19 protein-coding genes are annotated in these 22,488 nt (G+C 71.6%); 12 read left to right on the forward strand and 7 right to left on the reverse strand.

The window, feature by feature from the left end; all coding sequences use genetic code 11:
- Positions 1 to 241: 241 nt before the first annotated feature.
- Positions 242 to 868, reverse strand: coding sequence for a 2-oxo-4-hydroxy-4-carboxy-5-ureidoimidazoline decarboxylase (locus JIX55_RS32120; RefSeq protein WP_257566717.1), 627 nt, complete (start codon positions 866 to 868; stop codon positions 242 to 244).
- A gap of 254 nt (positions 869 to 1,122) precedes the next feature.
- Between JIX55_RS32120 and JIX55_RS32125 the strand changes: the two genes are divergently transcribed.
- The 5 genes from JIX55_RS32125 to JIX55_RS32145 all read left to right on the forward strand — a co-directional run bounded on the left by JIX55_RS32125 (position 1,123) and on the right by JIX55_RS32145 (position 5,479).
- Positions 1,123 to 2,694, forward strand: a complete 1,572-nt coding sequence (locus JIX55_RS32125; protein WP_257569549.1) for a beta-N-acetylhexosaminidase — start codon at positions 1,123 to 1,125, stop codon at positions 2,692 to 2,694.
- A 122-nt stretch (positions 2,695 to 2,816) separates the two neighbouring features.
- Entirely contained in the window at positions 2,817 to 3,629 is an 813-nt protein-coding gene (locus JIX55_RS32130; RefSeq protein WP_257566718.1) for a DUF4328 domain-containing protein, read from the forward strand.
- Between the two features lie 75 nt (positions 3,630 to 3,704).
- Positions 3,705 to 4,241, forward strand: coding sequence for a hypothetical protein (locus JIX55_RS32135; protein ID WP_257566719.1), 537 nt, complete (start codon positions 3,705 to 3,707; stop codon positions 4,239 to 4,241).
- A gap of 85 nt (positions 4,242 to 4,326) precedes the next feature.
- Positions 4,327 to 4,896 carry a hypothetical protein gene (locus JIX55_RS32140; RefSeq protein WP_257566720.1) on the forward strand — a complete coding sequence of 190 codons (570 nt, stop codon included), beginning with the start codon at positions 4,327 to 4,329 and terminating at the stop codon, positions 4,894 to 4,896.
- Between the two features lie 196 nt (positions 4,897 to 5,092).
- The gene (locus JIX55_RS32145; protein WP_257566721.1) at positions 5,093 to 5,479 is read left to right on the forward strand and encodes a hypothetical protein; all 387 of its coding nucleotides are present in this window, start codon (positions 5,093 to 5,095) and stop codon (positions 5,477 to 5,479) included.
- A gap of 200 nt (positions 5,480 to 5,679) precedes the next feature.
- On the opposite strand, the gene JIX55_RS32150 is transcribed toward JIX55_RS32145, so the two are convergent.
- Positions 5,680 to 8,265 (reverse strand): FG-GAP-like repeat-containing protein, encoded by a 2,586-nt coding sequence (locus tag JIX55_RS32150; RefSeq protein ID WP_257566722.1) that lies wholly within the window; start codon positions 8,263 to 8,265, stop codon positions 5,680 to 5,682.
- A 317-nt stretch (positions 8,266 to 8,582) separates the two neighbouring features.
- Here JIX55_RS32150 and JIX55_RS32155 point away from each other — a divergent pair, with 317 nt between their 5' ends.
- The 4 genes from JIX55_RS32155 to JIX55_RS32170 all read left to right on the forward strand — a co-directional run bounded on the left by JIX55_RS32155 (position 8,583) and on the right by JIX55_RS32170 (position 12,427).
- A complete protein-coding gene (locus tag JIX55_RS32155; protein ID WP_257566723.1) occupies positions 8,583 to 9,173 on the forward strand; it encodes an RNA polymerase sigma factor in 591 nt (196 codons plus the stop codon).
- Positions 9,174 to 9,394: 221 nt separating this feature from the next.
- Positions 9,395 to 10,141 (forward strand): hypothetical protein, encoded by a 747-nt coding sequence (locus tag JIX55_RS32160; protein WP_257566724.1) that lies wholly within the window; start codon positions 9,395 to 9,397, stop codon positions 10,139 to 10,141.
- Positions 10,142 to 10,523: 382 nt separating this feature from the next.
- Positions 10,524 to 11,210 (forward strand): RNA polymerase sigma factor, encoded by a 687-nt coding sequence (locus JIX55_RS32165; RefSeq protein WP_257569550.1) that lies wholly within the window; start codon positions 10,524 to 10,526, stop codon positions 11,208 to 11,210.
- Positions 11,210 to 12,427, forward strand: coding sequence for a hypothetical protein (locus JIX55_RS32170; protein WP_257566725.1), 1,218 nt, complete (start codon positions 11,210 to 11,212; stop codon positions 12,425 to 12,427). The genes JIX55_RS32165 and JIX55_RS32170 overlap by 1 nt, the downstream gene beginning before the upstream one ends.
- A gap of 217 nt (positions 12,428 to 12,644) precedes the next feature.
- Here the strand turns inward: JIX55_RS32170 and JIX55_RS32175 are convergent, their stop codons facing one another.
- Positions 12,645 to 13,565, reverse strand: coding sequence for a L,D-transpeptidase family protein (locus JIX55_RS32175; RefSeq protein WP_257566726.1), 921 nt, complete (start codon positions 13,563 to 13,565; stop codon positions 12,645 to 12,647).
- Between the two features lie 214 nt (positions 13,566 to 13,779).
- On the opposite strand from JIX55_RS32175, the gene JIX55_RS32180 reads away from it, so the two are divergent.
- Positions 13,780 to 15,360 carry an acyl-CoA mutase large subunit family protein gene (locus JIX55_RS32180; RefSeq protein WP_257566727.1) on the forward strand — a complete coding sequence of 527 codons (1,581 nt, stop codon included), beginning with the start codon at positions 13,780 to 13,782 and terminating at the stop codon, positions 15,358 to 15,360.
- Between the two features lie 41 nt (positions 15,361 to 15,401).
- Positions 15,402 to 16,055 carry a leucine efflux protein LeuE gene (leuE, locus tag JIX55_RS32185; protein ID WP_257566728.1) on the forward strand — a complete coding sequence of 218 codons (654 nt, stop codon included), beginning with the start codon at positions 15,402 to 15,404 and terminating at the stop codon, positions 16,053 to 16,055.
- Positions 16,056 to 16,307: 252 nt separating this feature from the next.
- Here the strand turns inward: leuE and JIX55_RS32190 are convergent, their stop codons facing one another.
- The 4 genes from JIX55_RS32190 to JIX55_RS32205 all read right to left on the reverse strand — a co-directional run bounded on the left by JIX55_RS32190 (position 16,308) and on the right by JIX55_RS32205 (position 20,933).
- Entirely contained in the window at positions 16,308 to 17,243 is a 936-nt protein-coding gene (locus tag JIX55_RS32190) for a class I SAM-dependent methyltransferase (protein WP_257566729.1), read from the reverse strand.
- Between the two features lie 189 nt (positions 17,244 to 17,432).
- Entirely contained in the window at positions 17,433 to 18,527 is a 1,095-nt protein-coding gene (locus tag JIX55_RS32195; protein WP_257569551.1) for an acyltransferase family protein, read from the reverse strand.
- Positions 18,528 to 18,624: 97 nt separating this feature from the next.
- Positions 18,625 to 19,959 (reverse strand): alpha-2,8-polysialyltransferase family protein, encoded by a 1,335-nt coding sequence (locus JIX55_RS32200; RefSeq protein ID WP_257566730.1) that lies wholly within the window; start codon positions 19,957 to 19,959, stop codon positions 18,625 to 18,627.
- Positions 19,956 to 20,933 (reverse strand): glycosyltransferase family 2 protein, encoded by a 978-nt coding sequence (locus JIX55_RS32205; protein WP_257566731.1) that lies wholly within the window; start codon positions 20,931 to 20,933, stop codon positions 19,956 to 19,958. The genes JIX55_RS32200 and JIX55_RS32205 overlap by 4 nt, the downstream gene beginning before the upstream one ends.
- 198 nt (positions 20,934 to 21,131) lie before the next feature.
- On the opposite strand from JIX55_RS32205, the gene JIX55_RS32210 reads away from it, so the two are divergent.
- The gene (locus tag JIX55_RS32210; RefSeq protein WP_257566732.1) at positions 21,132 to 22,472 is read left to right on the forward strand and encodes a DUF6716 putative glycosyltransferase; all 1,341 of its coding nucleotides are present in this window, start codon (positions 21,132 to 21,134) and stop codon (positions 22,470 to 22,472) included.
- The last annotated feature ends 16 nt before the right edge of the window (positions 22,473 to 22,488 follow it).

Here is a 22,488-nt window from a genome sequence, read left to right on the forward strand (position 1 = left end):
TTGCTTGTCGGTCTGACCCGGCCGGGTACGGTCCACCGGCCCCGGCCATGGTAGCGACGTGTGCCTGCGGCACTTAAGCCGGGAGGGTTGGTGTGATCAAACTGGCATACAAACTTGCACGTAAGGGTGAGTAGTGGGCGGCGTCCGGGGTGGGGGTTCTCGTGGGTGCCGGGTGCGGGTTCGTTGTGGCTGATCGCGCAGTTCCCCGCGCCCCTAAAAGATCGCGCGGTTCCCCGCGCCCCTAAGGGATCGCGCAGTTCCCCGCGCCCCTGAGGTGGCTGGTCAGGCGTTCTCTCGCCAGGTGTCGTAGCTCTTCCGCGACCACGGCCCGTTCTTCCTCGGGGTCATTCGCCAAACGTGACCGGATGGCTTCCAGGGCGCGATCCAGAAGCTCGTCGGGGCGGGAGGCGTTCAGGGAGATGACGAAGACGTGGCCGAAGCGGGCCTCGTAGGCGGCGTGGGCGGCGTTCAGGGCGGTGTGGGCCACGCCGTAGGTGTCCGGGGGGAGGGCGGGGAGGGTTTCGCCGGCCAGGGCCTCGGCCAGGTCCGCTGCCGTGAGGTCGTACGCGGCCTCGTCCGACGCGGCGAGTAGGGCGTCGAGGTCGGGGTAGGGGCGGTGGTCCGTGAGGCGGTGGGCCCAGCGGAGGCTGCGGAGGCAGGTGAGGAGGGCCTGGCGGGCGGTGTCGGCGGGGGCGTGGTTGAACCGCTCCAGGGCCGACGGGCCGGGGGTGCGGGCACGCTCCGGTATGGCGACCTGGCCGGGGAGGTGGGGAAGACGGTGCGGGGGCAGCGTGGATCCTCGGCGATGCGTAGGGGTCGGCAGGGGAGGGTGTGCGAGATGTGCCACCACGTTATCGAGGCGGGTCATGGGCTGTCCGTTCGATGCCCGAAATTCACCCGAACGGGAGAGTTTCGGAAGCTGTGGTGGACGGGTGGGGCGGTGGGACGTCGTAGGTTCGAGAAGAGGGCTCCGAGGAGAGCCGGGAGTGAGATCGGGGGAAGGTGCGGGCGAGAGGTGCGTGAGATGTCGTGGATGGTGACCGGGACCGGGACCGGGGACGCGTCGTGAACCGTGGTCGGCGCAGGGCTCCGAGCAGGAAGACGGCGATCACGTCGAAGGGGTTGCTCCTCGGCACGGGAGTTGTTCTGGCCGGTGGAGCCGTCGCGGTGGCCGTGACCGTGTGGCCGAGCGCGTCGGAGCCGTCGCGGGAGCGGTCGTCCGTGAGCGCCGTGGAGGGCTCGCCGTCCGCGTCTCCGTCGCCTTCGCGTACGTATCCGCTGTCCCAGGAGCCTCGGACCATCCCGGCCGTACGGCAGCACGAGGCCGCCCGTGGTCCCGGCTGGAAGCCCGCCGAAGGGGGCCGGGTCGTCGTACGGAACGCGGCGCTGGCGGACGAGGGGCGGCTGACCGCCGACGAGCTGGGGCTGGCGTACGCGGGCGAGACCGAGCCCCGGGACGGGGATGTCGAGCTGGCGCTCAACGGGACGGGAAGGTCGAGCTCGGAGGCGTACACGCTGACCGTCAAGGACCGGCGGGTGCGGATCGCCGCGCCCGCCGAGGCGGGCGTGTTCTACGGGACCCGCACGCTGAAGCAGGAGGTGCGCGGCGGTACGGCGCCGGAGGGTGTCGTACGGGACGAGCCGGCCAAGCCGCAGCGCGGGTTCATGCTCGACATCGCGCGCAAGCACTTCACGGCGGGCTGGATCGAGGACCGCATCCGTGAACTGGGCGACCTGAAGTACAACCAGCTCGGCCTGCACTTCTCCGACGACCAGGGGTTCCGGATCGAGTCCACGTCGCACCCCGAGGTGGTGTCGGAGCAGCACCTCACCAAGGCGCAGGTGAAGAAGATCCTGGACCTCGCCGAGAGCCGGCACATCGAGGTCGTACCGGAGATCGACTCGCCCGGGCATCTGGGGGCCGTGATCGCCGGAAATCCCGGATTGCAGCTGGTCAACGCGCAGGGCGTGGCCGCCAGTGGGGCCGTGGACATCTCCAAGCCCGCGGCCGCCGAGGTCGTCGACGAACTGCTCGACGAGTACGCCGACCTCTTCGACGGCGCGTACTGGCATCTCGGCGCCGACGAGTACCGGGCGCTGATGGTGTCGAATCCGGAGGCCTCCTATCCGCAGCTGGCCGCCGCCGCGCGGGCGAAGTACGGCTCCGGCGCGACCGTCGCCGACCTGGCGACCGGGTGGCTGAACGACCGCGCCGAGGTGATGCGCGGGCACGACCGGACCGTGCGGGCCTGGAACGACGGGTTCTTCCGGGGCGGGACGGTCCAGGCGGACAAGGCGATCCAGGTCGCCTACTGGACCGGCAAGGAGATCGGGGCGCGGCCGCCGGTCGAGTATCTGAGCGCCGGGCGGCAGGTGGTCAACTACAACGACGAGTACCTGTACTACGTCCTCGGCGAGCCCAACCAGTTCGTCTACCCGACCGGGCAGCGCATCTACGAGTCGTGGACCCCACGGGTGCTGCGCGGCACGACCGCCGTCTCCGCGCAGTACGACGACCAGATCCTCGGCGGTGTCTTCGCCGTCTGGTGCGACCTCGCGAACCGGCAGACCGAGGCGCAGGTCGCGGCGGGCGTGCGGATGCCACTGCGGGCGCTGTCGCAGAAGCTGTGGGATCCGGGGCAGCCGGGGATGGGCTGGGCGGAGTTCCGGGAGCTGGCGGGGCGCGTGAGCTGAGTTTCCCGGTGGGGGAAACGGGTGGACGTGCGGGGTGAGGGAACCGTATCTTCCGCGTGTTCTTGTTGCCTGGCGTGAGGTTCTGGGGAGAACTCGCGCTTGTGATCACTCGGGGGACCTTCATGATCTGCACGAGCTGTCGGCAATTCGACGCGGCGCCCGGGGGAGAGCTGTGCCGGGCGTGCGAGGCCGAGGACCTGCATCCGGACGTGCGTCCGGAGGCGCGTCGGAGCCTGCCGCAGGCCCCGCAGTTCGGCGCGGTTGCCCCCGCGGCCTGGCTGCGGTCGCCGGTGGGGCTCGGGCGGGCGGTGGCGATCCTGCTCGGGGTGGTTGCCGCCGCCGACGTGGTCGCGGTGTGGGCGGACCTCGCGCTCCTCGACGTGATGGGCCGGATGGCGGACGACGAGTGGAGCGTGGCCCTCGATCATGACTCCGACCGCGCGGACGGGCTCGTCGCCCTGGCCGGCGTCCTTCAGACGGTCACCTACCTCGCCACGATCGCCGTCTTCCTGACCTGGTTCCACCGGGTGCGGGTCAACGCCGAGGTGTTCGACCCGTTCGGGCATCGGAAGAAGCGGGGCTGGGCGATCGCCGGCTGGCTCGTGCCCGTCGTGAACCTCTGGTTCCCGCGCCGGATCGCGATCGACTGCTGGGACGCGAGCAGCCCGTGGGAGAAGCCCCGGTCGCACGCGCTCGTCAACACCTGGTGGACGCTGTGGCTGCTCAGCCTCTTCGCGGGGGAAGCCGGGGACCGGACGTACCTCAACGCGGAGGCCGTGGAGGAATACCGCTTGGCCGCCCAGCAGATGCTGTTCGCGGACTCTCTCGAAATCGTGGCCGCCGTGTTCGCCGTCCTCTTCGTCCTGGCGCTCACCCGGATGCAGGACGACAAGGCGCGGAGCGGGCCGCGCGCGCCGGAGCCCGTCTCCGTTTGACCCCGTCTCGGTGCGACCGTGCGGATTGCCCGATTCCGGGGGCGAACCGCCGTACGGGTGTGGTGTATTCCCGGCATGGGCTACTGGGGGTACTACGTCGTGGGCAGAAGCGAGCGGCCGCTCGCGGAGCTGGACGCGCTGGCCGGGGCCGAGGGAATGACGCTGCGTGCGACGGCGGCCGACGGCTGGCAGGTGTGGGAGTACCCGGGCGGCGCGGCCGATGACGAAGGCGCCGCGGACGTCGGGGACATCGGGAACATGAACACGCTCGCCCACGAGACGGGCGCGCCCGCGCTGTTCGGGTACGTCATGGGCAGCGACTGCGTGGTCGTCGAGGCCGCCGGGCCGGAGAGCGGGGCGTGGACCACCTGTCTCGCGCGGCGCGCCATGGCCGCGTACCTCGGCGACGGTGAGGGGCTCGGCGTGGAGGACTACTTCCTCGAACCGCGCGACGCCGCCGAACGCGCCGTCGCCTGGGCCGCGGAGGCGGGGCGGGTCGTCGTCGAGCGGTCACTGGCCGATGTGTTCACCTCAGAACCTGGACCGGCGGACCCGTTGGCTGAAAACATTCTCTTCCGATTGCTCGATCGGCTCGGGGTCGTACCGCTGTGACACTCCCGCGTCGTTGCACGCAGTAAGGGGAAGTGCGGGCTCCGTATAACCGGGGCGTGGTCGAGCGGGATCTTGGGGAGGCGTGATGAGCCTGGTGAAACTGATCGCCCAGGCCGACGAACGCGGTCTGGCGGCAAGCGCGTTGGCTTGTCTTGACCGTTGCGTACCGCTTCTCGGAGGCGACGACGAGGTGCTGCGTCCGCTGTGGGCGGGGCTGGTGGACGACGGGGAGGGGTGGGGGGAGCGGGCGGCGAAGGTGCGGGGGGAACTGGAGGCCGCGGCTTCGTCCTCCGCGGGCGGGAACGAGGAGGCCGTCGTGCTCGCCCGTCGGATGCTCGACGCGGTTCCCGAGGAGCGGTCCGGTGACGGGCTGCGGGAGTGGGCCGACGTGTGTTCTCTCGCCGCGCTGCGGATCCATCAGCTGCTCGACCCGTTGGACAGCGGGGGTGACGACTCCCTGGCGGCCTGTCGTGAGGGCCGTACCGAGGGCGTCTCCCATCTCGTCGCCGCCGAACTGCGCCGTCAGGTCGTGGTGTTGGAACTGCTCGCGCAGCACGGCGCGGCGGGGGTCCGGCAGGCGCTCGGGGTGTCCACGGAGGGGCGGCGGGTGCTGCGGGCGGTCGTGTCGCGGCGGGCGCGGGGGGCGCGGCGCTGAGGCCGGTGGGGGTGGCTGGGCGCAGGCGGGTAAACCCCGCTTTCTGAGCGGGTCCTGTGGGTGTCCTGGGGCCGGGTGTGGTGGTCCTGCACCGGTGTCGCGCAGGGCGGCGAAAGCGTGTGACGCGCGCGGTCGGGCGGGCGCTGTCCCCAGTGTGAGCGCACAGCAGACATTCAGTTCGGTCAGTACGCCCGCCATGTCGGGGAGCCTTGGGAACCGGTCCGGGGGTGCGGCGAAACCCGTCCGGTGGGCGGCCGACGCGGTGGCGATGATGCGGGAGGGGGCGCGGGTGCGCCTCGACTACTCGACGCAGAGCCTGTGGCGGGTGGACCGGATGATCGAGGAGATACGGCGGGAGGGTGCGCCGTACGCCGCCGTGGAGGGCGTGCTTCGGGGGTTCGGGGCGTACGGCGGGGAGGTCGTGGTGCGGTGGGCCGGGGGTGAGTGGGTCGAGTCGGGCGGCGCGCACTGGGTACGCACCTGGGACGGCCGCTGCTGGGACCCCTTCGACGAGGCCCGCCGGTGCTTCGCGGGCGACGGGTCGCTTCGTCTGCTGTGCCGCGACGCGATGACCTCCGGCTGACCCCGGGATTTTCTCGCCCCCGCCGCCCCTACCCGTCCCATCCCCAAGGGCTGCCGCCCCTTCGACCCCGCCACGCGGGAGAACTCGGGGGTTCGCGTGCGGGTGCGGGTGCGGGTGGTGGGTGGTTGCTCGCGCAGTTCCCCGCGCCCCTTGAGAGCGTAGGTCGCGCCCGGCGCTTTCAAGGGGCCACCCCTCAGGGGCTACGGCGTCAGGACCTGGCCCAGGCGGCCGGCCGTCGACGTGCCCAACTGCGCGATGCCGTAGTACGCCGACTTCGTGGGGGACGGCGTGCCGTTCACCGACGGGACGTACAGGATCGTGCCGTTGCCGGTGTCCTCGCCCTCCGCTCCGGTCACGAGGTCGGCGCAGCCGTCGCCCGTGACGTCGGTGAGGGAGGCGGCGGAGCCGAACTTGTCGTCGGTTTCGGTGGAGCCGGGGATGTCGGGGGTGTCCTGGGACAGGGCGAGGGAGCCGGTGCCGGTCAGGCCGGTGGCGGTGCCCTTCAGGAGCCATGCCGAGCCCGCGTTGGCGCGGTTCTTCTCGGCGCGGGTGATGTCCTCGTTGGGCGCCCCGGTGAGGACGTCGGCGTAGCCGTCGGCGTTCGCGTCGCCGATGGAGACGGCGGAGCCGAAGCCGTCGGACGTCTCGGAGGCGCCCTCGACGTTCGCCGTGCCCTGGTGGATCGTCGTCATGCCGGTGGTGGTGAAGCCGGTGGACGTGCCGGGGACCAGGGTGACCTGGCCGCCCGCGTTGCCGCCCGACTCGGAGGCGTAGGGCTGGCCGATGACGATGTCGTCGTAGCCGTTGCCGTTGACGTCGCCCGCGGCGATGGCGCGGCCGCCCCTGACGGTCAGGGTCGAGACCTTCGTCAGGCCCAGCGACTTGGAGCCCCTGAACCAGGTGACCTTGCCGACGCCGGACGCGTCCCGGTAGTTGAGGGCCACGTCGGCGTAGCCGTCCCGGTTGAAGTCGCCGGTCGCGGCGTCCGCGTAGGCCAACGCCCCGGTCGCCGTCGTGAGGTCGCCGGCGACCTCGTGGCCGTCGTTGAACCGGGCCGCCCAGTTCCCGCCCGTACCGGTGGCCGCGGTGAACACGTCCGCCTTGCCGTCGGCGTTGAAGTCCCCGACCGTGACGGTCGCGCCGAACCGCGCCCCGCTCGGCTCGTAGTCGTCGCCGAGGGCCATGGTGTCGGCGTCGGTGGTGAAGGAGGGCCCGTAGAGGATCGTTACGGCACCCCGGTCCGCGTGCCCCGTGGTGTCGTCCTCGCCGGGCGCGCCGACCGCGAGGTCCGCGTACCCGTCGCCGTTGATGTCGCCCCACGAGGTGGCCGCGCCCCACTGGTCGCCGGACTCGGCGGCGCCCGGCACGCCCGTGCTCGCCTGGTCGAGGCGCAGCTTGGCGGCGGCGACGGGGCCGTTGACGCCGCCCGGGACCAGGGTGATCCAGCCGCTGCCGGTCCGGTGGGTCGGCGCCACCAGGTCGCTGACGCCGTCGCCCGTGTAGTCGGCGGTCGGGATGGCGGAGTTGCGGCCGGGGGAGGCGGCGTAGCGGCGGATTTCGGGGAGCTTGTCGTACAGGCTCGTGCCGGGGGACGTGGTGGTCGCCGCGTCCCTGCCGCCGGAGATCACGTCCAGCTCGGCCGACTCGCCCTGCGCGTACACGCCGGTGTCCTCGGACGCCGTCAGCGTCACCTTGCCGGTCGGGTCACCGGCGTACTGACCCAGCTTCCACGCCGCCAGCCGAGCCACGGACTCCAGAGCCGCCCGGCTCGGCCCGCCGCCGCTCCGGAAGTCGCCGAGCACCGCGACGCCCGTCGAGTCCCCGTCGAAGCCGGGAGTGTGGTCACCGCGCACCGACAGATCCGCGCCGCCCGCCCGGCCCTCGTAGACCCGGCCGCACTTGTCGACGACGAAGTTGTAGCCGAGGTCGCCCCGGCCGGCCGTCTCGATGTCGTACGCCATGAGCGCGCGGATCAGGGCGGGGGACTCGGCGCAGCTGTAGGTGTCGGTGCCGCCGGTGTGATGGACGAAGACCGCGCTGATCTTGTCGATGTACGCAGCCGTACCCGTCACCGTCGACTCGTCGGCGCCCCAACGGGCCCGGCTGACGATCGGCGGGCGGGTGACGGTGGAGGGGAGGGCGGTCGGCGGGTCCTCGACGACGAACGCGGCATTGCTCATGGCGCCGGAGGCATCGGCCGTGCCCGCACTCCTCGCCGTACCGGCCGTCCCGTCGCCCGACCCCCAGCTCCTCGACTCCTCCGCCGTCACCCCGGGATCGACCAGGTCGACCTCAAGTCCCTTCGGCAGCCCGGCCGTCGACGAACCGTCGGCCGCCAGGACGCGGGCCTCGACGCCGTCGCTGAGGCCGACCCAGAGGGGCTCGGAGGTGCCGCGCTCGGCACCGGAGCGGGCGGTCGCCGGGGTGGCGAGCGCCCGCCAGGCGGTCCACTCGCCGGTGGCCTCGGAGCGGGTGCGTACCTGGGTGGTGCCGTCGAGTTCGGTGGCGGCGCCGGTCCAGGAGACGCCGAGGAGGGAGAACGGCCGGGTGGCGGTGCGCGTGAGGGTGCGTCGGCCGTCGTCGGCGCCGGTGAGCTTCAGGGCGTGCACCTCGGTGGGGCGCTCGGCCCCCGCGTCGAACGTGCTCGTGCCGTGGCCGGGCCCGGCCACGGCGTACGACACCATGCCCGCGCCACCGGCCACGACGGCCCCGAGCGTCAGCCACGCCCTGCGCTTCAGGCTCAGCGGCTCGTACGCATGGCTCCTACGGCGACTCAAATGCCCCACCCCTGGATGAACATGAACAGCATGAACAGCGCGAAGACACCACCCGGCACAGGGGTGGCGTTCCATTCAGCACACACGCCGCCGCGAACAACATCATCGGCGTGTGCTCGTGTGGCCCATGTTACGAAGGAAGTTGGTGTTCCCCCTTCCGGGTGATCTTCGGGGGGTCGCTCGACGGCCTGTGACACTTCCGCGAGATGCGACGCAGATGACCGTGGGGGCTTGGCGCCGGCCGGGACGGCCCCGGGGAACGCGATCCCGGCACTGACTTGGCGCTGTCTCGGACAGTTTGGGGCCAGGGAGGGGAACCTCGGCGCGTGCAGGCGTACGACGGGGAACTGGGCGCGGCCGTGGCGCGGGCCCAGGCCGGGGACGAGGCCGCGTTCGCGGTGGCGTACCGGCTCGTGCAGCCCGGGCTGCTGGGGTATCTGCGCGGCATCGTCGGGGACGACGCGGAGGACGTCGCCTCGGACGCCTGGCTGGAGATCGCGCGCGACCTCGGGCGGTTCAAGGGCGACGGGGCGGGCTTCCGGGGCTGGAGCGCGACCATCGCCCGGCACCGGGCCCTGGACCATCTGCGGCGCCAGAAGGCCAGACCCCGGGCGACCGCCCTGGAGAACGACCTGCTGGAACTGCCGGGCACGCACAGCACGCACGCCCAGGCCCTGGAGTCCCTCTCCACCGAGCAGGCCCTCGCGCTGATCGCCCGGCTGCCGCGCGACCAGGCCGAAGCCGTCCTGCTGCGCGTGGTCGTCGGCCTCGACGGCCCCGCCGCCGCTCGCGTCCTCGGCAAACGCCCGGGCGCGGTCCGCACCGCCACCCACCGGGGGCTGAAGCGGCTCGCCCAGCTCCTCAGGAGCGAGGGTGTGATGGATGACGGTCCCCGGACGCTGGGGGAGTCGAGATGACCGACAGCGGTGACCGCCGCCGCGGTCATGACAGCGAAAGCGGATGGGGCGGCGGCGACGGCATCGGCATCGGTGCCGGCCACGGCCACCGAGGTCACCGCGGGCGTGACCCCAACGAGAAGCACGGCGACGACGAAGGGCGCGCGACATGCCGTCGGGCAGGGGCGGAGTCGGACATGGGTGAACGGCGCGACAGCGGATGCCCGGCCGATCGAAGGGGCATGAGCGACATCCCGTCCGTCGACACCCTCCTCGCCGCCGCCGTACGCGGTGGTGCCGCGGCCGACAGCGAGGGCGAGGCGCGGGCGGTGGCCGCGTTCCTGGCGGCCAGGGAGACGGGGCCGCGCACCGCCCGTACCCGCCGCCGCGACGACTGGCGGCCGAACGCGCGCCGCCGCCTCCAGCTCTCCGTGCGCACCACCCTGGCCGTACTGCTGGCCGGCCTCACCCTCGGCGGAGTCGCCGTCGCGGCGATCGGCTCGGCCGTGCGCGACGACAGCGGCACCGGCGGGGACCACGGCGGCCGGGACCGGCATCCCCGCACGACGGACGGCGCCCCCGCCCGGCCCGGCCCCCCGAACGCCCCGCGCACGAACCCCTCGAACGCCCCGCGCACAAACCCCTCGACGTCCGACCGGCCCGACGCTGCCCGGGAGACCGAGGCGGACTGCCGCGCGTACGGGAAGAAGACCGGGAGCGGCGGCAAGGGTTCGGGACTCCGCTGTCCGGCGGCGGCCGGCGGGGAGCGGGACGAGGGGCGCACGTCCCCGTCGGACAAGGCCGACCGGTCGGCCGGCAACGGCGGCGGAAGCGGCGGCGGGGAAGGCAGGTCGAGCGAACCGAGCGCGTCGAACAAGCCGAGTGAGCCGGGTGCGCCCGGCGGGCCAAGGGCCTCGAATGAGCCGAGTCGGCCGAGTGCGTCCGGCGGTCGGCCGGGGCGGGCGGGCAAGGCCCGGGAAACGAAGTAAGGCCGGCGTGCTCGCAAGACCCCCGTACTCGCAAGACACCCGGCCGACTCCGCCGATGGCAACGGTCGGGGCCGCCACCCCCCACAGGAGAGGCCCCGACCGTCGCGCGGCACGGGCCGCGCGGCGACCCGTATTACCTACAGCGCCGCGGCTGCGTTTTCTGTCACACCTCTCCGCATCACGAGTTAGTTGCATGTTCTACGGACATGGACGGTCAACGGTTTCAGGCCGTAACGTGCCTTTCGCGCCGGATCGCGGATGGCGGAAGACCACCACAACCATCCACGGCCCGGCACCGCAACCATTCATCGAAAGACCACGACGGCGAGAACCCGGTCCGCGCGAGCGGAGCCGGTTGAGGCGCAAAGAGGGGCGCGCGCGGGTGCTGGGGGACGACGCGGAGCTGACCGCCGCGGTGCTTGCGGCACAGGACGGGGACGAGACCGCGTTCCGGACTGTGTACCGCGCGGTGCACCCACGGCTGCTCGGGTACGTGCGGACGCTGGTCGGCGATCCGGACGCGGAGGACGTCACCTCCGAGTCGTGGCTGCAGATAGCCCGTGACCTGGAGCGGTTCAGCGGTGACGCGGACCGGTTCCGCGGCTGGGCCGCCCGGATCGCCCGCAACCGGGCCCTCGACCACATACGCATGCGGGGGCGCCGACCCGCGATAGGCGGCGACGAGACCGAGCTGACCGGCAAGGCCGCCGAGTCCGACACGGCGGGCGAGGCGATGGAAGCCCTGGCGACCGATCGCACGCTGTCGCTGATCGCCCAGTTGCCGCAGGACCAGGCGGAGGCGGTGGTCCTGCGGGTCGTGGTCGGCCTCGACGCGAAGAGCGCCGCCGAGACGCTGGGCAAGCGCGCGGGCGCCGTACGGACCGCCGCGCACCGGGGGCTGAAGCGGCTCGCGGAACTGATCGGGGAGAATCCGGAGGCGGCTTCGGAGGCCGACCCGGAATCCGGCGACCCGCTGGACGCAGTACCCCAACCGAGAGAACCGCGTGCACGCGCGGCTTCGTCCGCCTGTGTGACGCATACGCGTTCGCGGACGCAGAAGGATGTGTGATGGCCGACGAGCAGTACAGGTGGCTGAACCGCGATGCCGCGGAGCGGCTGCTGCGTGGGGAGCCGCTCGAAGCCGTCGACGCCGACACCCGCGCCCATGCCGACCGGCTGGCCGAGGTGCTCGGCGCCCTGACCGCAGAGGTCGCGCCGGTGTCCCCGCAGGGTGCCGAACTCCCCGGCGAGGAAGCGGCGTTGGCCGCCTTCCGCTCAGCCCGTACGGCTCGCTCCGTCGAGAACGCCGAGGCCGCTGAGCCCGGCCGCGGCAGCCGTACGCACACCAGCACGGCCCCCGCCGCCGACGCCGGACTCGTACGCCTCGGGCGGCCCGGGCGTTCCGTCTCGGACGGCCGCCGGGCCCGCTGGGGCCGGCCGGCGCGGTTCGGGCTGGTCGCGGCGCTGGCCGCCGGGATGCTCGGCGGGGTCGCGGTGGCGGCCGGCAGCGGTGCGCTGAGCGCGTTCCGCGACGACGAACCGGAACCCTCGGCCACCATGTCCGCCGCGCAGTCGCCGGACCGGCCGCTGCTGTCGCCGTCGCCGAGCGCCGAGGGCGACGACGAGCGCGGGATCCTGGGCGGTCCCACGCCCGAGGGTTCCCCGGACGCCTCGGCGAAGGGCGACGCCCCCTCCGGAGAGGGCACCGGCGGCACCGACGAGGACGGGCAGCCCGGTGACACCGGGCAGGACGAGGGCGCCACCCAGGAGCGGCGGAACAGCGTGTTCGCTGCCTGCCGTGACGTCCGCGACGGCAAGAAGCTGGGCGCCGACCGCCGGCGCGGTCTGGAGGACGCGGCGGGCGGCAAGGGCGAGGAGCAGCTGAAGCGGTACTGCGAAGGTGTCCTGGCCGACGGCGACAACCCCGGCACGGCGAAGCGGCCGGGCACGGCCACTGGCTCGGGCAACGGGACCGGCACATCGGACTCCGGGGACTCCACCGGCCCCTCCGGTGGCGACGGCGGGAAGACGCGGTCCGGCGGCGACGCCGATGCCGACGACGACGACTCGGACAGCGGCAAAGGCCGCGGCGGAGACGGGAACGGCAAGGGCGACGGAAACGGCCGCCGGAACGGGAACGGCGAGCACAAGGCCGGCAAGGGCGGCAAGGGCGACGGTGGCCACGGCCACCGCGGTCAGATCGAAGCCGTGACCCCGATCGGCGCCGGTGTCGTCGGCCCGGACGCCTCTCCCGGCTCACTGTCACCGCTGTCCCGCGCGCTCTGACCCGTGCTCACCCACCCCACCTGACCTGCGACTTCGTATCCGCTACGAATTCTTTCGCGGAACGGGTAACACTTTCGGCCGTACGGGCGCAGTAATGAGTGAGCCGACTGGTCATCGGCCCTCGCACAGAGCCGGGGTTCCCCCCGTACCCACGGCTCGTGCACCTTGGCGCGGGCGGGACACGTTCCCCCGGTCCCGCCCGCGCCCCATATCCCCGTCACCAGTACACGACGACCTTGTCGCCGTTCCTCACCTGCCCGAACAGCTGGGCGATCTTCGCCTCGTCCCGGACGTTGACGCAGCCGTGCGAGGCCCCGTAGTAGCCACGGGCCGCGAAGTCGGACGAGTAGTGGACGGCCTGGCCGCCGCTGAAGAACATCGCGTACGGCATGGGGGTGTCGTACAGGGTCGACCAGTGGTCGCGGGACTTGAAGTAGACGCTGAACACACCTTCCCGGGTCGGGGTGTACTGCGAGCCGAACCGCACCTCGACCGTCGTCAGCGTCCTGCCGTCCACCATCCAGCGCAACGTGCGGCTCGTCTTGCTGATGCACAGCACCCGGCCCGTCAGACAGCGCGGGTCCGGTGACGCGGCCGGCTGCCCGCCGTACGCGTACAGGTCCCACTTGCCGGGCTCGCGGGTCATGTCCAGCAGCCGCGCCCAGGTGACGCTGTCCGTCTTCCCGGTCCGCGGCAGGCCCCGCTTGCCCTGGAAGCCCTTCACCGCCCGGACCGTCAGATCGTCGTACGTCCCCGTGGGCCCGGCGAAGAGCCAGGCGACCTGCCGCAGCCGCGCCTGCAACTCCCGTACGTCCAGCCCTTCGTCGCCCTCGGCCCAGAGGACCTTGGGGGCGACGGTGGGGGTGGGAGTGGGAGCAGGGACGGTGCTGGGCGGGGCGGTCGTCGGGGGCCTCTCGCGGTCCCCCTTGCCGTCGCTCCCGCCGTCGGCCGTGCCGCCGCCACCGTCGACCCTGCCGCTGTCGTCCTGCCGGGGCTCGCCGCTCGGTGTGGCGGTCACGTCGACGCGCACGGGCGGGCGCTGGCCGCCGTGCACCTCGATCCCCTGGGCCGTGCAGGCGCCGGCCACGACGAGTGCCGCGAGCGCGGCCACCGATCTCCGCATGTCCTTGGTACGCATCAGGTCCCCCGTCGTCTCACGATCCGCCGCGTCCGGTCGCTCTCCCCGAGAGGTTTCCCGGGCGTGACCCGTCGCGAACAAAGGGGCATGGTTGTGAGCAAGGTCCCAGCGTGGGGCCCTCCACCGGGCGCACGGCCGCCGCTACAGTCCGTCGCGAGGGTCGTCGTACTGGCCGGTAACCAGCGAGCAGCCGAGCAGCAGGGAGGCACACACCATGGCGCGCGAGTCGGAGTCCGGACTGCCCATCGAGCCGGTGTACGGGCCGGAGGCGCTGCGGGACTGGGACCCGGCGGACAAGCTCGGCGAGCCCGGCACGTACCCCTTCACCCGTGGTGTCTACCCGTCGATGTACACCGGCCGCCCGTGGACCATGCGCCAGTACGCCGGCTTCGGTACGGCGGTGGAGTCCAACGCCCGCTACCAGCAGCTGATCGCCAACGGGACCATGGGCCTGTCGGTCGCCTTCGACCTGCCCACCCAGATGGGCCACGACTCCGACGCCCCGATCGCCCACGGCGAGGTCGGCAAGGTGGGCGTGGCGATCGACTCCGTCGACGACATGCGGGTGCTGTTCGGCGGGATCCCGCTGGACAAGGTCTCGACGTCGATGACGATCAACGCCCCGGCGGCCCTGTTGCTGCTGATGTACCAGCTGGTCGGCGAGGAGCAGGGCGTACCGGCCGCGCAGCTCACCGGCACGATCCAGAACGACGTGCTGAAGGAGTACATCGCGCGTGGGACGTACATCTTCCCTCCCAAGCCCTCCCTCCGGCTGATCGCCGACATCTTCAAGTACTGCAGGGCCGAGATCCCGAAGTGGAACACGATCTCGATCTCCGGGTACCACATGGCCGAGGCGGGCGCCTCCCCCGCGCAGGAGATCGCGTTCACCCTCGCCGACGGCATCGAGTACGTCCGTACGGCGGTCGCCGCGGGCATGGACGTCGACGACTTCGCCCCCCGGCTGTCCTTCTTCTTCGTCGCCCGTACGACGATTCTGGAAGAGGTCGCCAAGTTCCGTGCGGCGCGCAGGATCTGGGCCCGGGTGATGAAGGACGAGTTCGGCGCGGAGAACCCCAAGTCCCTGATGCTCCGCTTCCACACGCAGACGGCGGGTGTCCAGCTGACGGCCCAGCAGCCCGAGGTGAACCTCGTCCGTGTCGCCGTCCAGGGTCTGGCGGCGGTGCTGGGCGGCACCCAGTCCCTCCACACGAACTCCTTCGACGAGGCGATCGCGCTGCCGACGGACAAGAGCGCGCGGTTGGCGTTGCGCACCCAGCAGGTGCTGGCCTACGAGACGGACGTGACGGCGACGGTCGACCCCTTCGCGGGCTCGTACGTCATCGAGAAGATGACGGACGACGTCGAGGCGGCCGCCGTCGAACTGATGCGGAAGGTCGAAGACCTGGGCGGCGCCGTCGCCGCCATCGAACACGGCTTCCAGAAGAACGAGATCGAACACTCCGCCTACCGCATCGCCCAGGAGACGGACTCCGGCGAGCGCGTCGTGGTCGGCGTCAACCGCTTCCAGCTCGACGAGGAAGAACCGTACGAGCCGCTGCGGGTGGACCCGGCGATCGAGGCCCAGCAGGCCGAACGGCTGGCGAAGCTGCGGGCGGAGCGGGACCGGGCGGCGGTCGACGCCGCCCTCTCCGACCTGAAGAAGGCCGCCGAAGGCACCGACAACGTCCTCTACCCGATGCGCGAGGCCCTGAAGGCCCGCGCGACGGTGGGCGAGGTGTGCAACGCGCTGCGGGAGGTGTGGGGGACGTACGTCCCCAGCGACGCCTTCTGACGCCCTGCCGGAGTGTCATAGCCCCGTGCGAGACTCCTTTCATGTTCGGCGTCATCGACCTTCCCACCTATCTGGCAGGACTCGTCCTGATCGTCCTGCTGCCCGGTCCCAACTCGCTGTACGTGCTGTCCCTGGCCGCCCGGCGCGGGATACGGGCCGGGTATCGGGGCGCGGCGGGGGTGTGGTGCGGGGACACCGTGCTGATGACGTTGTCGGCGGCGGGGGTGGCCTCGTTGCTGCAGGCCAACGCCGTGTTGTTCGGGATCGTGAAGTACGCGGGCGCCGGGTATCTGTCGTGGCTGGCGATCGGGATGCTGCAGGCCGCGTGGGGGATGTGGCGGAGCCGGCGTGAGCGGGTGGCCGAGGGGCCGGGGGACGAGATCGACGAGGGGGAACGGCCGTTCCGGCGGGCCCTGGTGATCAGCCTGCTCAACCCGAAGGCGATTCTGTTCTTCGTCGCCTTCTTCGTGCAGTTCGTGGACCCCGGGTACGCCTATCCGGCCCTCTCCTTCGTCGTGCTCGGCGCCTTCGCCCAGCTCGCCAGCTTCCTGTATCTGAGCGCGCTGATATTCGGCGGTACGAAGCTGGCCGCCGCCTTCCGCCGCCGGAAGCGGCTGTCGGCGGGGGCCACCTCTGCGGCGGGCGCGCTGTTCCTGGGGTTCGCGGTGAAGCTGTCGCTGACGAGCGGTGCCTGAGCCGGGTGGGGATTGCGGTGACGTTGCGAGGGAGTGGGGAGAGCTAAGGGCTCGGCGGGGCAGGTTGGTGGGAGGGCGCGGGTTGGGTGTGGCTGGTCGCGCCCACGCGGCGGAGCCGCATATGACACGGCCCCGCGCCCCTTTGGGGGCTGCGCTCCCTCAGGGGCGAAGCCCCGGACGAGGCGTCGCCCCCCAGTGCGAGGACTACGCGATCAGCGTCACGTGCCGCCCGGCGTCACCTCCCGCCTGGCGTCACTTGCCTCCAGGCCTCTTCCCCGCCCTCGCCTTCCTGATCGCCCTTGTCACCACCGGCGGTAGCAGATCGATGGCCAGCTTGCGGGCGCCGCTCTGCGGCGGGCGGGCCGGGCGGGGGTGGGGCTTGGGGGCGGCCGAGGGTGGGGTCGGGGCCGGGGCCGGGGGCTCTGTCCAGTGGCGGGACTTCGGGAAGGCCGGGGCCTTCATGCCCTTGGACTTGAGGCGGATGATGCGGTGGCCGGCTGCCTGCTGGTTGCTGAGGTGGCAGTCGTCCCGCTCCGCGACCATCTCCAGGAGGGCTTCCTGGATGGGCTCCGGGTCGTCCCAGGTGCCGTAGAGCTTCTGGGTGCTCAGGCAGATGGGGTTGAGGCCGCGGTTGAGGACGGCCTCCCAGGCGGCGATGGAGACGCCGGGGGTGTGCTCGGAGCGGAAGTCGTCGAGGACGACGAGGCCTCCTGGAAGGAGGATGTCGCGGGCGGCGGTGATGTCGCCCTGGACGTGCTCGTACAGGTGCGAGGCGTCGATGTGCACGAAGCGGGCGGAGCGCGGCTTGACCTCGCCGGGAACGATCGAGCTGGGGCCCTGCAGAACGCGGGGGAGCTCGTCGTGGAAGGAGAGGTAGTTCGCCTCGAAGGCCTGACGGGTGAGCGTGCTGCGGTACGACTTGGTGGCCTCCGCCGCGTTGGCGTCGTCCGGTGCGTCGCTCTCGAAGAGGTCGCAGACCGTGTAGGCCTCGCCCTCCTGGAGATGCCGGCCGAGGAAGATGGCGCTCTTGCCCATGTAGACGCCGACCTCCAGGAGATCGCCTCTGTCGCCCGCGGCTTCCTGGCGGTTCAGGAACCAGTCGAAGAGGAGTTGGTCGAGCACCGGGAACCACCCGGGGACGTCATCGAGTTCACGGGGGAGCCGGATGGTGCCTTGTTCAGAGGTCATGAGGACAGAAGACTCTCTTGCGTCGACGAGGCGAACGAACGGATGAACGAACGGACGAATGGACGAACGGGCCAGGAACCTATGAGATGGCTATGGCGCGGTCAAGGATGATGCGGAGCCTCTCCGTGGAGGCGTTTTCGAACCCTTGAGCCGGATGAACAGTGGGCCAATTTCGAGTTCAACTACGGTTCAACTACGGCGTCCATCAAGCGACTTGCGCAGCAGCGGTTGCAACGGGCGTTCGACCCCGTGGTGCAGCAGCCAGGCGAGCGTCAGCATCAGCGCCACGGTGAGCGCCAGGGTGAGGGAGGACGGGATGCCCAGGCCCTGGTGCAGTGCCTGGACCACCGGCCAGCCCAGGTGCTCGTGCACGAGGTAGAAGGGGTACGTCAGGGCTCCCGCGGTGGTCAGCCAGGGCCAGTTGACGCGGTCCAGGAGGCCCAGGGCGACTGCCCCCACGGCCACGAAGCCGACGGTGACGGCGAGGATGATGCCCAGCTGGGGACGGTAGGAGAAGAAGTCGGCGTTCGGGGCGTGCCAGATCTCCTGGACCGTCTGGTACTGGCTCAGCAGGAGGCTGAAGACCACGATCAGCCAGGCCGTGGTGTCGCGGCGGTCGCGGTGGACCAGGTAGAGGCCGATGCCGCCGATGAACAGGGACGCGTACTCAGGCATCAGGACCAGGTCCAGGAGCGGTTGCTTCGCGCCCTGCGCCAGGACCGCGGCCAGGGTCCAGCCGCCGCAGAACCAGATCACCCGTCGGCGGGTGACCCCGGGCAGGACCACGCACAGCGCGAACAGGACGTAGAAGCGGACCTCCGCCCACAGGGTCCAGCACACGCCGAGGACGCGGTCCGCGCCGAGCGGCATCTGGAGCATGGTGAGGTTGACCAGGAACTCGCTGGCGGACACCCGGGCGAAGGCGAGGCCCGGGAGGGCGAAGACCGCCGCGACCAGGATCACCGCCGCCCAGTACGCGGGGAACAGCCGGGCCGCGCGGGAGGCGAAGAACGACTGGACCGAACGGCCCCAGCCACTGGCGCAGATGACGAAGCCGCTGATCACGAAGAAGGCCTGGACGCCGGCCCAGCCGTACGCGAACCAGGTGTGGGCGGTCGGGAACTGGACGGCGGGCGAGGCGCCCCACGCCTTGCCGATCTCTCCGTCGCGGCCTCCGTAGTGGTAGGCGGCGACGGAGAGCGCGGCGAGCAACCGCAGCCCGTCGAGGGCGCGCAGCCGCGGTGCGGGGCGACCGGAGCGCCGGGAGCGCTCGGAGCCGCGCACCGCGGAGGCCTCGGGGGCCGCGGCGGTGGTCGTACGAGTGGTGCTCGCTTCCGGTGAGAGCGTCGGAAGCGTGGTGCTTTTCGCGGTCACCCGGGGCTCACCCCAGAGTGGCTCGCTTGAGGGACCTGGCCCGGCGCGCGACTCTTCGTACGGTCGCGTTGCGCGGGATGAAGGCCAGTTGGACGGGGATGCCGCCGGGCAGGCCCAGCGAGGTGAGACGGCGGCGCTTGAAGTACCGCAGGGTGTGCGCGCTCAGGTGCTTCGACAGATACGCCTCGGTCTCCGCGCGCAGCGACGGGTAGATCTTCGACTGCATCGCGAAACCCACCGCCCGCACCAGGGCGTTGAGGTCCGCCACCTTCGTGCCGGGCCGCTGTGAGGTGACCGCCGCCCGGTCGCCCAGTTCCGGCAGCAGCGCGTCCACGATGGTGACGGGCACGCGGTTGCTGTTCTCGTACGGGGCGAGCCGGTCCAGCAGGGTGTCGGTGCCGACGCGGGCGACGGGCAGCCCGTACAGCGCGGAGGCGGTGAGCAGGGCCGTGGAGAAGCAGCCCACGACGAGGGCCGGACGCATCCGCTGGTAGAGCACCTCGGCGAGGACGGGCGTGTCCAGCACGGTCAGGTCGGCGCCGAGTCGCTCGGCCTCCTTCTCCAGGCCGCGCGACCAGCGGGCCGGGGCACTGGGGTGCGGTTTGAACACGACCTTGGTGTGGCCGAGCGCGACCGCGCCCTTCAGCATCCGTACGTGGAGGTCTTCCTCCTCCTCGGGGGTGAGGATGCCGAGCGCGGAGAGGTACTGGCCGAGCAGCAGCGCCGGCTCCTCGATCGCGGGCAGCGCGTCACCGGTGTCGACCAGCTCCGCCAGCACCTTCACGAAGGCGTCCGTCGGCACGATCTCCGCCTCGACCCCGAACTCGGTGAGCAGCAGGGGCTTCAGGTCCGGGACCAGGTCCAGATGCAACAGCCGGTCGATACGGGTGCCGACCAGCGGGTCGATCTTGCTGCGGGTGGGGCCGTAGCTCATCAGGCCGTCCGCGTACACGGTCACGGGGGCGCCGGTGAAGATCTGGGTGAAGCCGAGCGCCGGGTGGACCTGGATGGACTCCACGGCCAGCTCGACGTCGTCGTCGCCCAGACCCCACAGCAGCCGCAGATGCCGCTCCCACAGCGGTACGTCGTCCAGGCGCGGGGACCAACCGCCCGGGTGGAAGGGGGAGATGGTCTCGTTCCAGGAGATCACGTCGTCGAAGCGGCCGCGCAGCCGCTCGAAGCCGGGCATCTCGTCCAGTCCCGGGGCCGTCTCGGGCGTCGCCGCGTTGTTGGAGATCAGCAGGATGCGCCGGGAGGCGGGGCGGAAGCACTCGGTGTCCAGGGCGGCGGCCAGCGTGGCCGTGCCGTACAGCGTGGACGCCATGAAGATCTGCGTGGTCACGCGGCGACCCCCGTGGCGGCGGGACGGCGGCGCAGCCGGCGCAGCCGGGTGGCGCGCTGGACGTCCATGGAGTCCAGGGCCTCGTCGAGCACGTCCTGCGGCATCCGGCGCAGCGCCACCGCGCTCATCGACTTCAGTTTCCGTGCCACCGCCGGCTCGAACCTCTCGATGGATCCCAAATGGTGGGAGATGATCGCGCAATAAGTGCGCACGGCCTTGGGGAGAAGCTTGTCCGCGTCCCGGTCCTTCGCCGTTTCCGCGATGACCTGGTCGAATGCGCGAATGAAATCGAGCTGCCGTACGTCGCCGATCTGGGTCAGGGAGGACGCCACCCCGCGCCGGTAGAAGACGCCCAGCAGCCCCACCGTGGCGAAGGAATCGGCCTCCCGGTGGAGTTTCCAGATCCACGGCCGGTCCTCGGCCGTGCGCAGCCCGTGGGTGAAGTGCAGCACACCCTTGTCGACCAGCCGGCGGTGGTAGATGCCCGCCCAGGCGTACGCGTAGTCGACGGAGGTGGACCGGTCGGCGGGCAGGATCGCGTCCCGCGGGTTCATCACCACGCCCCGCCGCCCGTTGGGCACCCGGTGGATCGAGCGGGCCCGCGCGGTGCACTGGACATGGTCCGTGCGCACGAAGTCGCAGCCCAACTCCTCTATGGCACCGAGCAATTGGGGGTAGTAGCCGGGGGCGAGCCAGTCGTCCCCGTCGAGGAACGTCAGGTACTCGCCGCGGGCGTTGTCGATGCCCGTGTTGCGCGCGGTCGCCAGTCCTCCGTTCTTCTCGTGTCTGACGTACACCGCCCCCGGCAGCTCGCGCTCCGCGCGCGCGAGGATGTCCGGTGTCTCGTCGCGAGAGCAGTCGTCGACGAGAATGAATTCGAAGTCCTCGCGAGCGTTGGCTCTGAGGCTCTTCAGGGTGTCGGGCGCGTATTGCTGCACGTTGAAGAACGGCACGATGACGGAGAGCTTGACCACCCCCGTGACGTTAGGGGGCGCTCCGGCATTCGTCTTGACCACCTGCTTGATGTCAGGTGAACGACGCGTGGCGGTACCGTGAACCAGACGCTTTCCCGTGCCTTTCGCACCCCGATTCGCCGTTCGGCGATGTGCTGTTAACCCTTTGTTGTATTTGGGTTGGGCCGTTCAACGGAATCGCTTCCTAGCGTCTTCGATGTGCCAGCAAGTGCTAAGAACGGCCCGCGAGTCGCCGTACTCGCGGATTCCGACACCCGGTGGAAATGGGGCGCGCTCACCGCGAACCGCCTCACCCCGGAGCATTCGGACATCCGCCTGGACGGCTTCCTCCTGCGCGGCCGAGCCACCCCCACCGCCCGTCAGCTCGACGAGGTCGGCGTCCGACCCGACTCCCTGCGCGAGGTGACCGGCCTCGAGTTCCTGCGCGCCATGAAGGAGGACACGTACGACGTCATCGTGCTCTCCCTCGTCGGCGGGGGCGTCCAGGCGATGCTGCACGGCCTGAGGGCCGCCTGGGGTGCTCGTGCCAAGCGGCCCGTGGTCGTCACCGGTTACGTCGGTGTCGTCTACGAGAAGCTCGCCGACGGACTGCTGCTGCGGCACGGCGCGGACCTCGTCCTCGCCAACTCCCGCCAGGACGCGGACCGTTTCCGGGCCGTGTACGAGGGTGTGGGCGCCGACGCCTCGTCGGTCACCGAGGTCGCGCTGCCCTTCCTGGGCGGCAAGCCGTACGCGGGCAGGAACAACCCCTCTGCGGAGCAAGGGCGCAGGCCCTACACCGTCGCCTTCGCCGTGCAGCCGTCCGTCCCGGACAACCGCAAGGACCGTACGTACCTGCTGAACCGGCTCATCCAGCACGCGAAGCTGCACCCGGACCGTGAGGTGCTGCTGAAGCTGCGCTCCAAGCCGGGCGAACACACCACGCACATCGAGGAACTGCCGTACCAGAAGCTGGTGCAGCGGCTCCCCGGGGGCGCGCCCCCCAACTTCCGTCTGGTGTACGGGAACATGGGCGAGGTCCTCGACACCACCGACCTGCTGGTCACCATCAGTTCCACGGCCGCCCTGGAGTCGCTGCACCGCCGGATCCCCACCGTGGTCCTCACCGACCTCGGGGTGCGCGAGACCCTCGGCAACCACCACTTCGTGGGCTCCGGCTGCCTGGCCTCCTGGGACCAGCTGGACGCCGGGTACGAGCCGGTGCCCGACCCGGGGTGGGTGGCCCGGCAGGGCGTCGTGGCGGACGGCTCGTACGCCACCGCCTTCGACGCCGCCCGCGACCGCATCGCCAAGCTGGTCGCGGCCGCCGAACTGCCGCCCCTCGCGCCGTACTACACACCCGTCACCGCGCCCGGCTATCTGCCCGGCATCCTCGCCCGCCACCACCTCGGCCCTGACGGCGACCCGCTGCCCGGGGCGCCCGCCGCCGACAGGCAGGCCGGGCCCGTACGGCAGATCGTGCGCCGGGCGGCGCGCGGCGCCTACCGCCACGGCGTGCAGCGCGTGGCGCCCGTCATCCGCCGGATGGGGGAGCTGTGAGCCGCCCGACCTCTTC

This window comes from Streptomyces sp. DSM 40750, assembly GCF_024612035.1.
GTDB lineage: Bacteria > Actinomycetota > Actinomycetes > Streptomycetales > Streptomycetaceae > Streptomyces.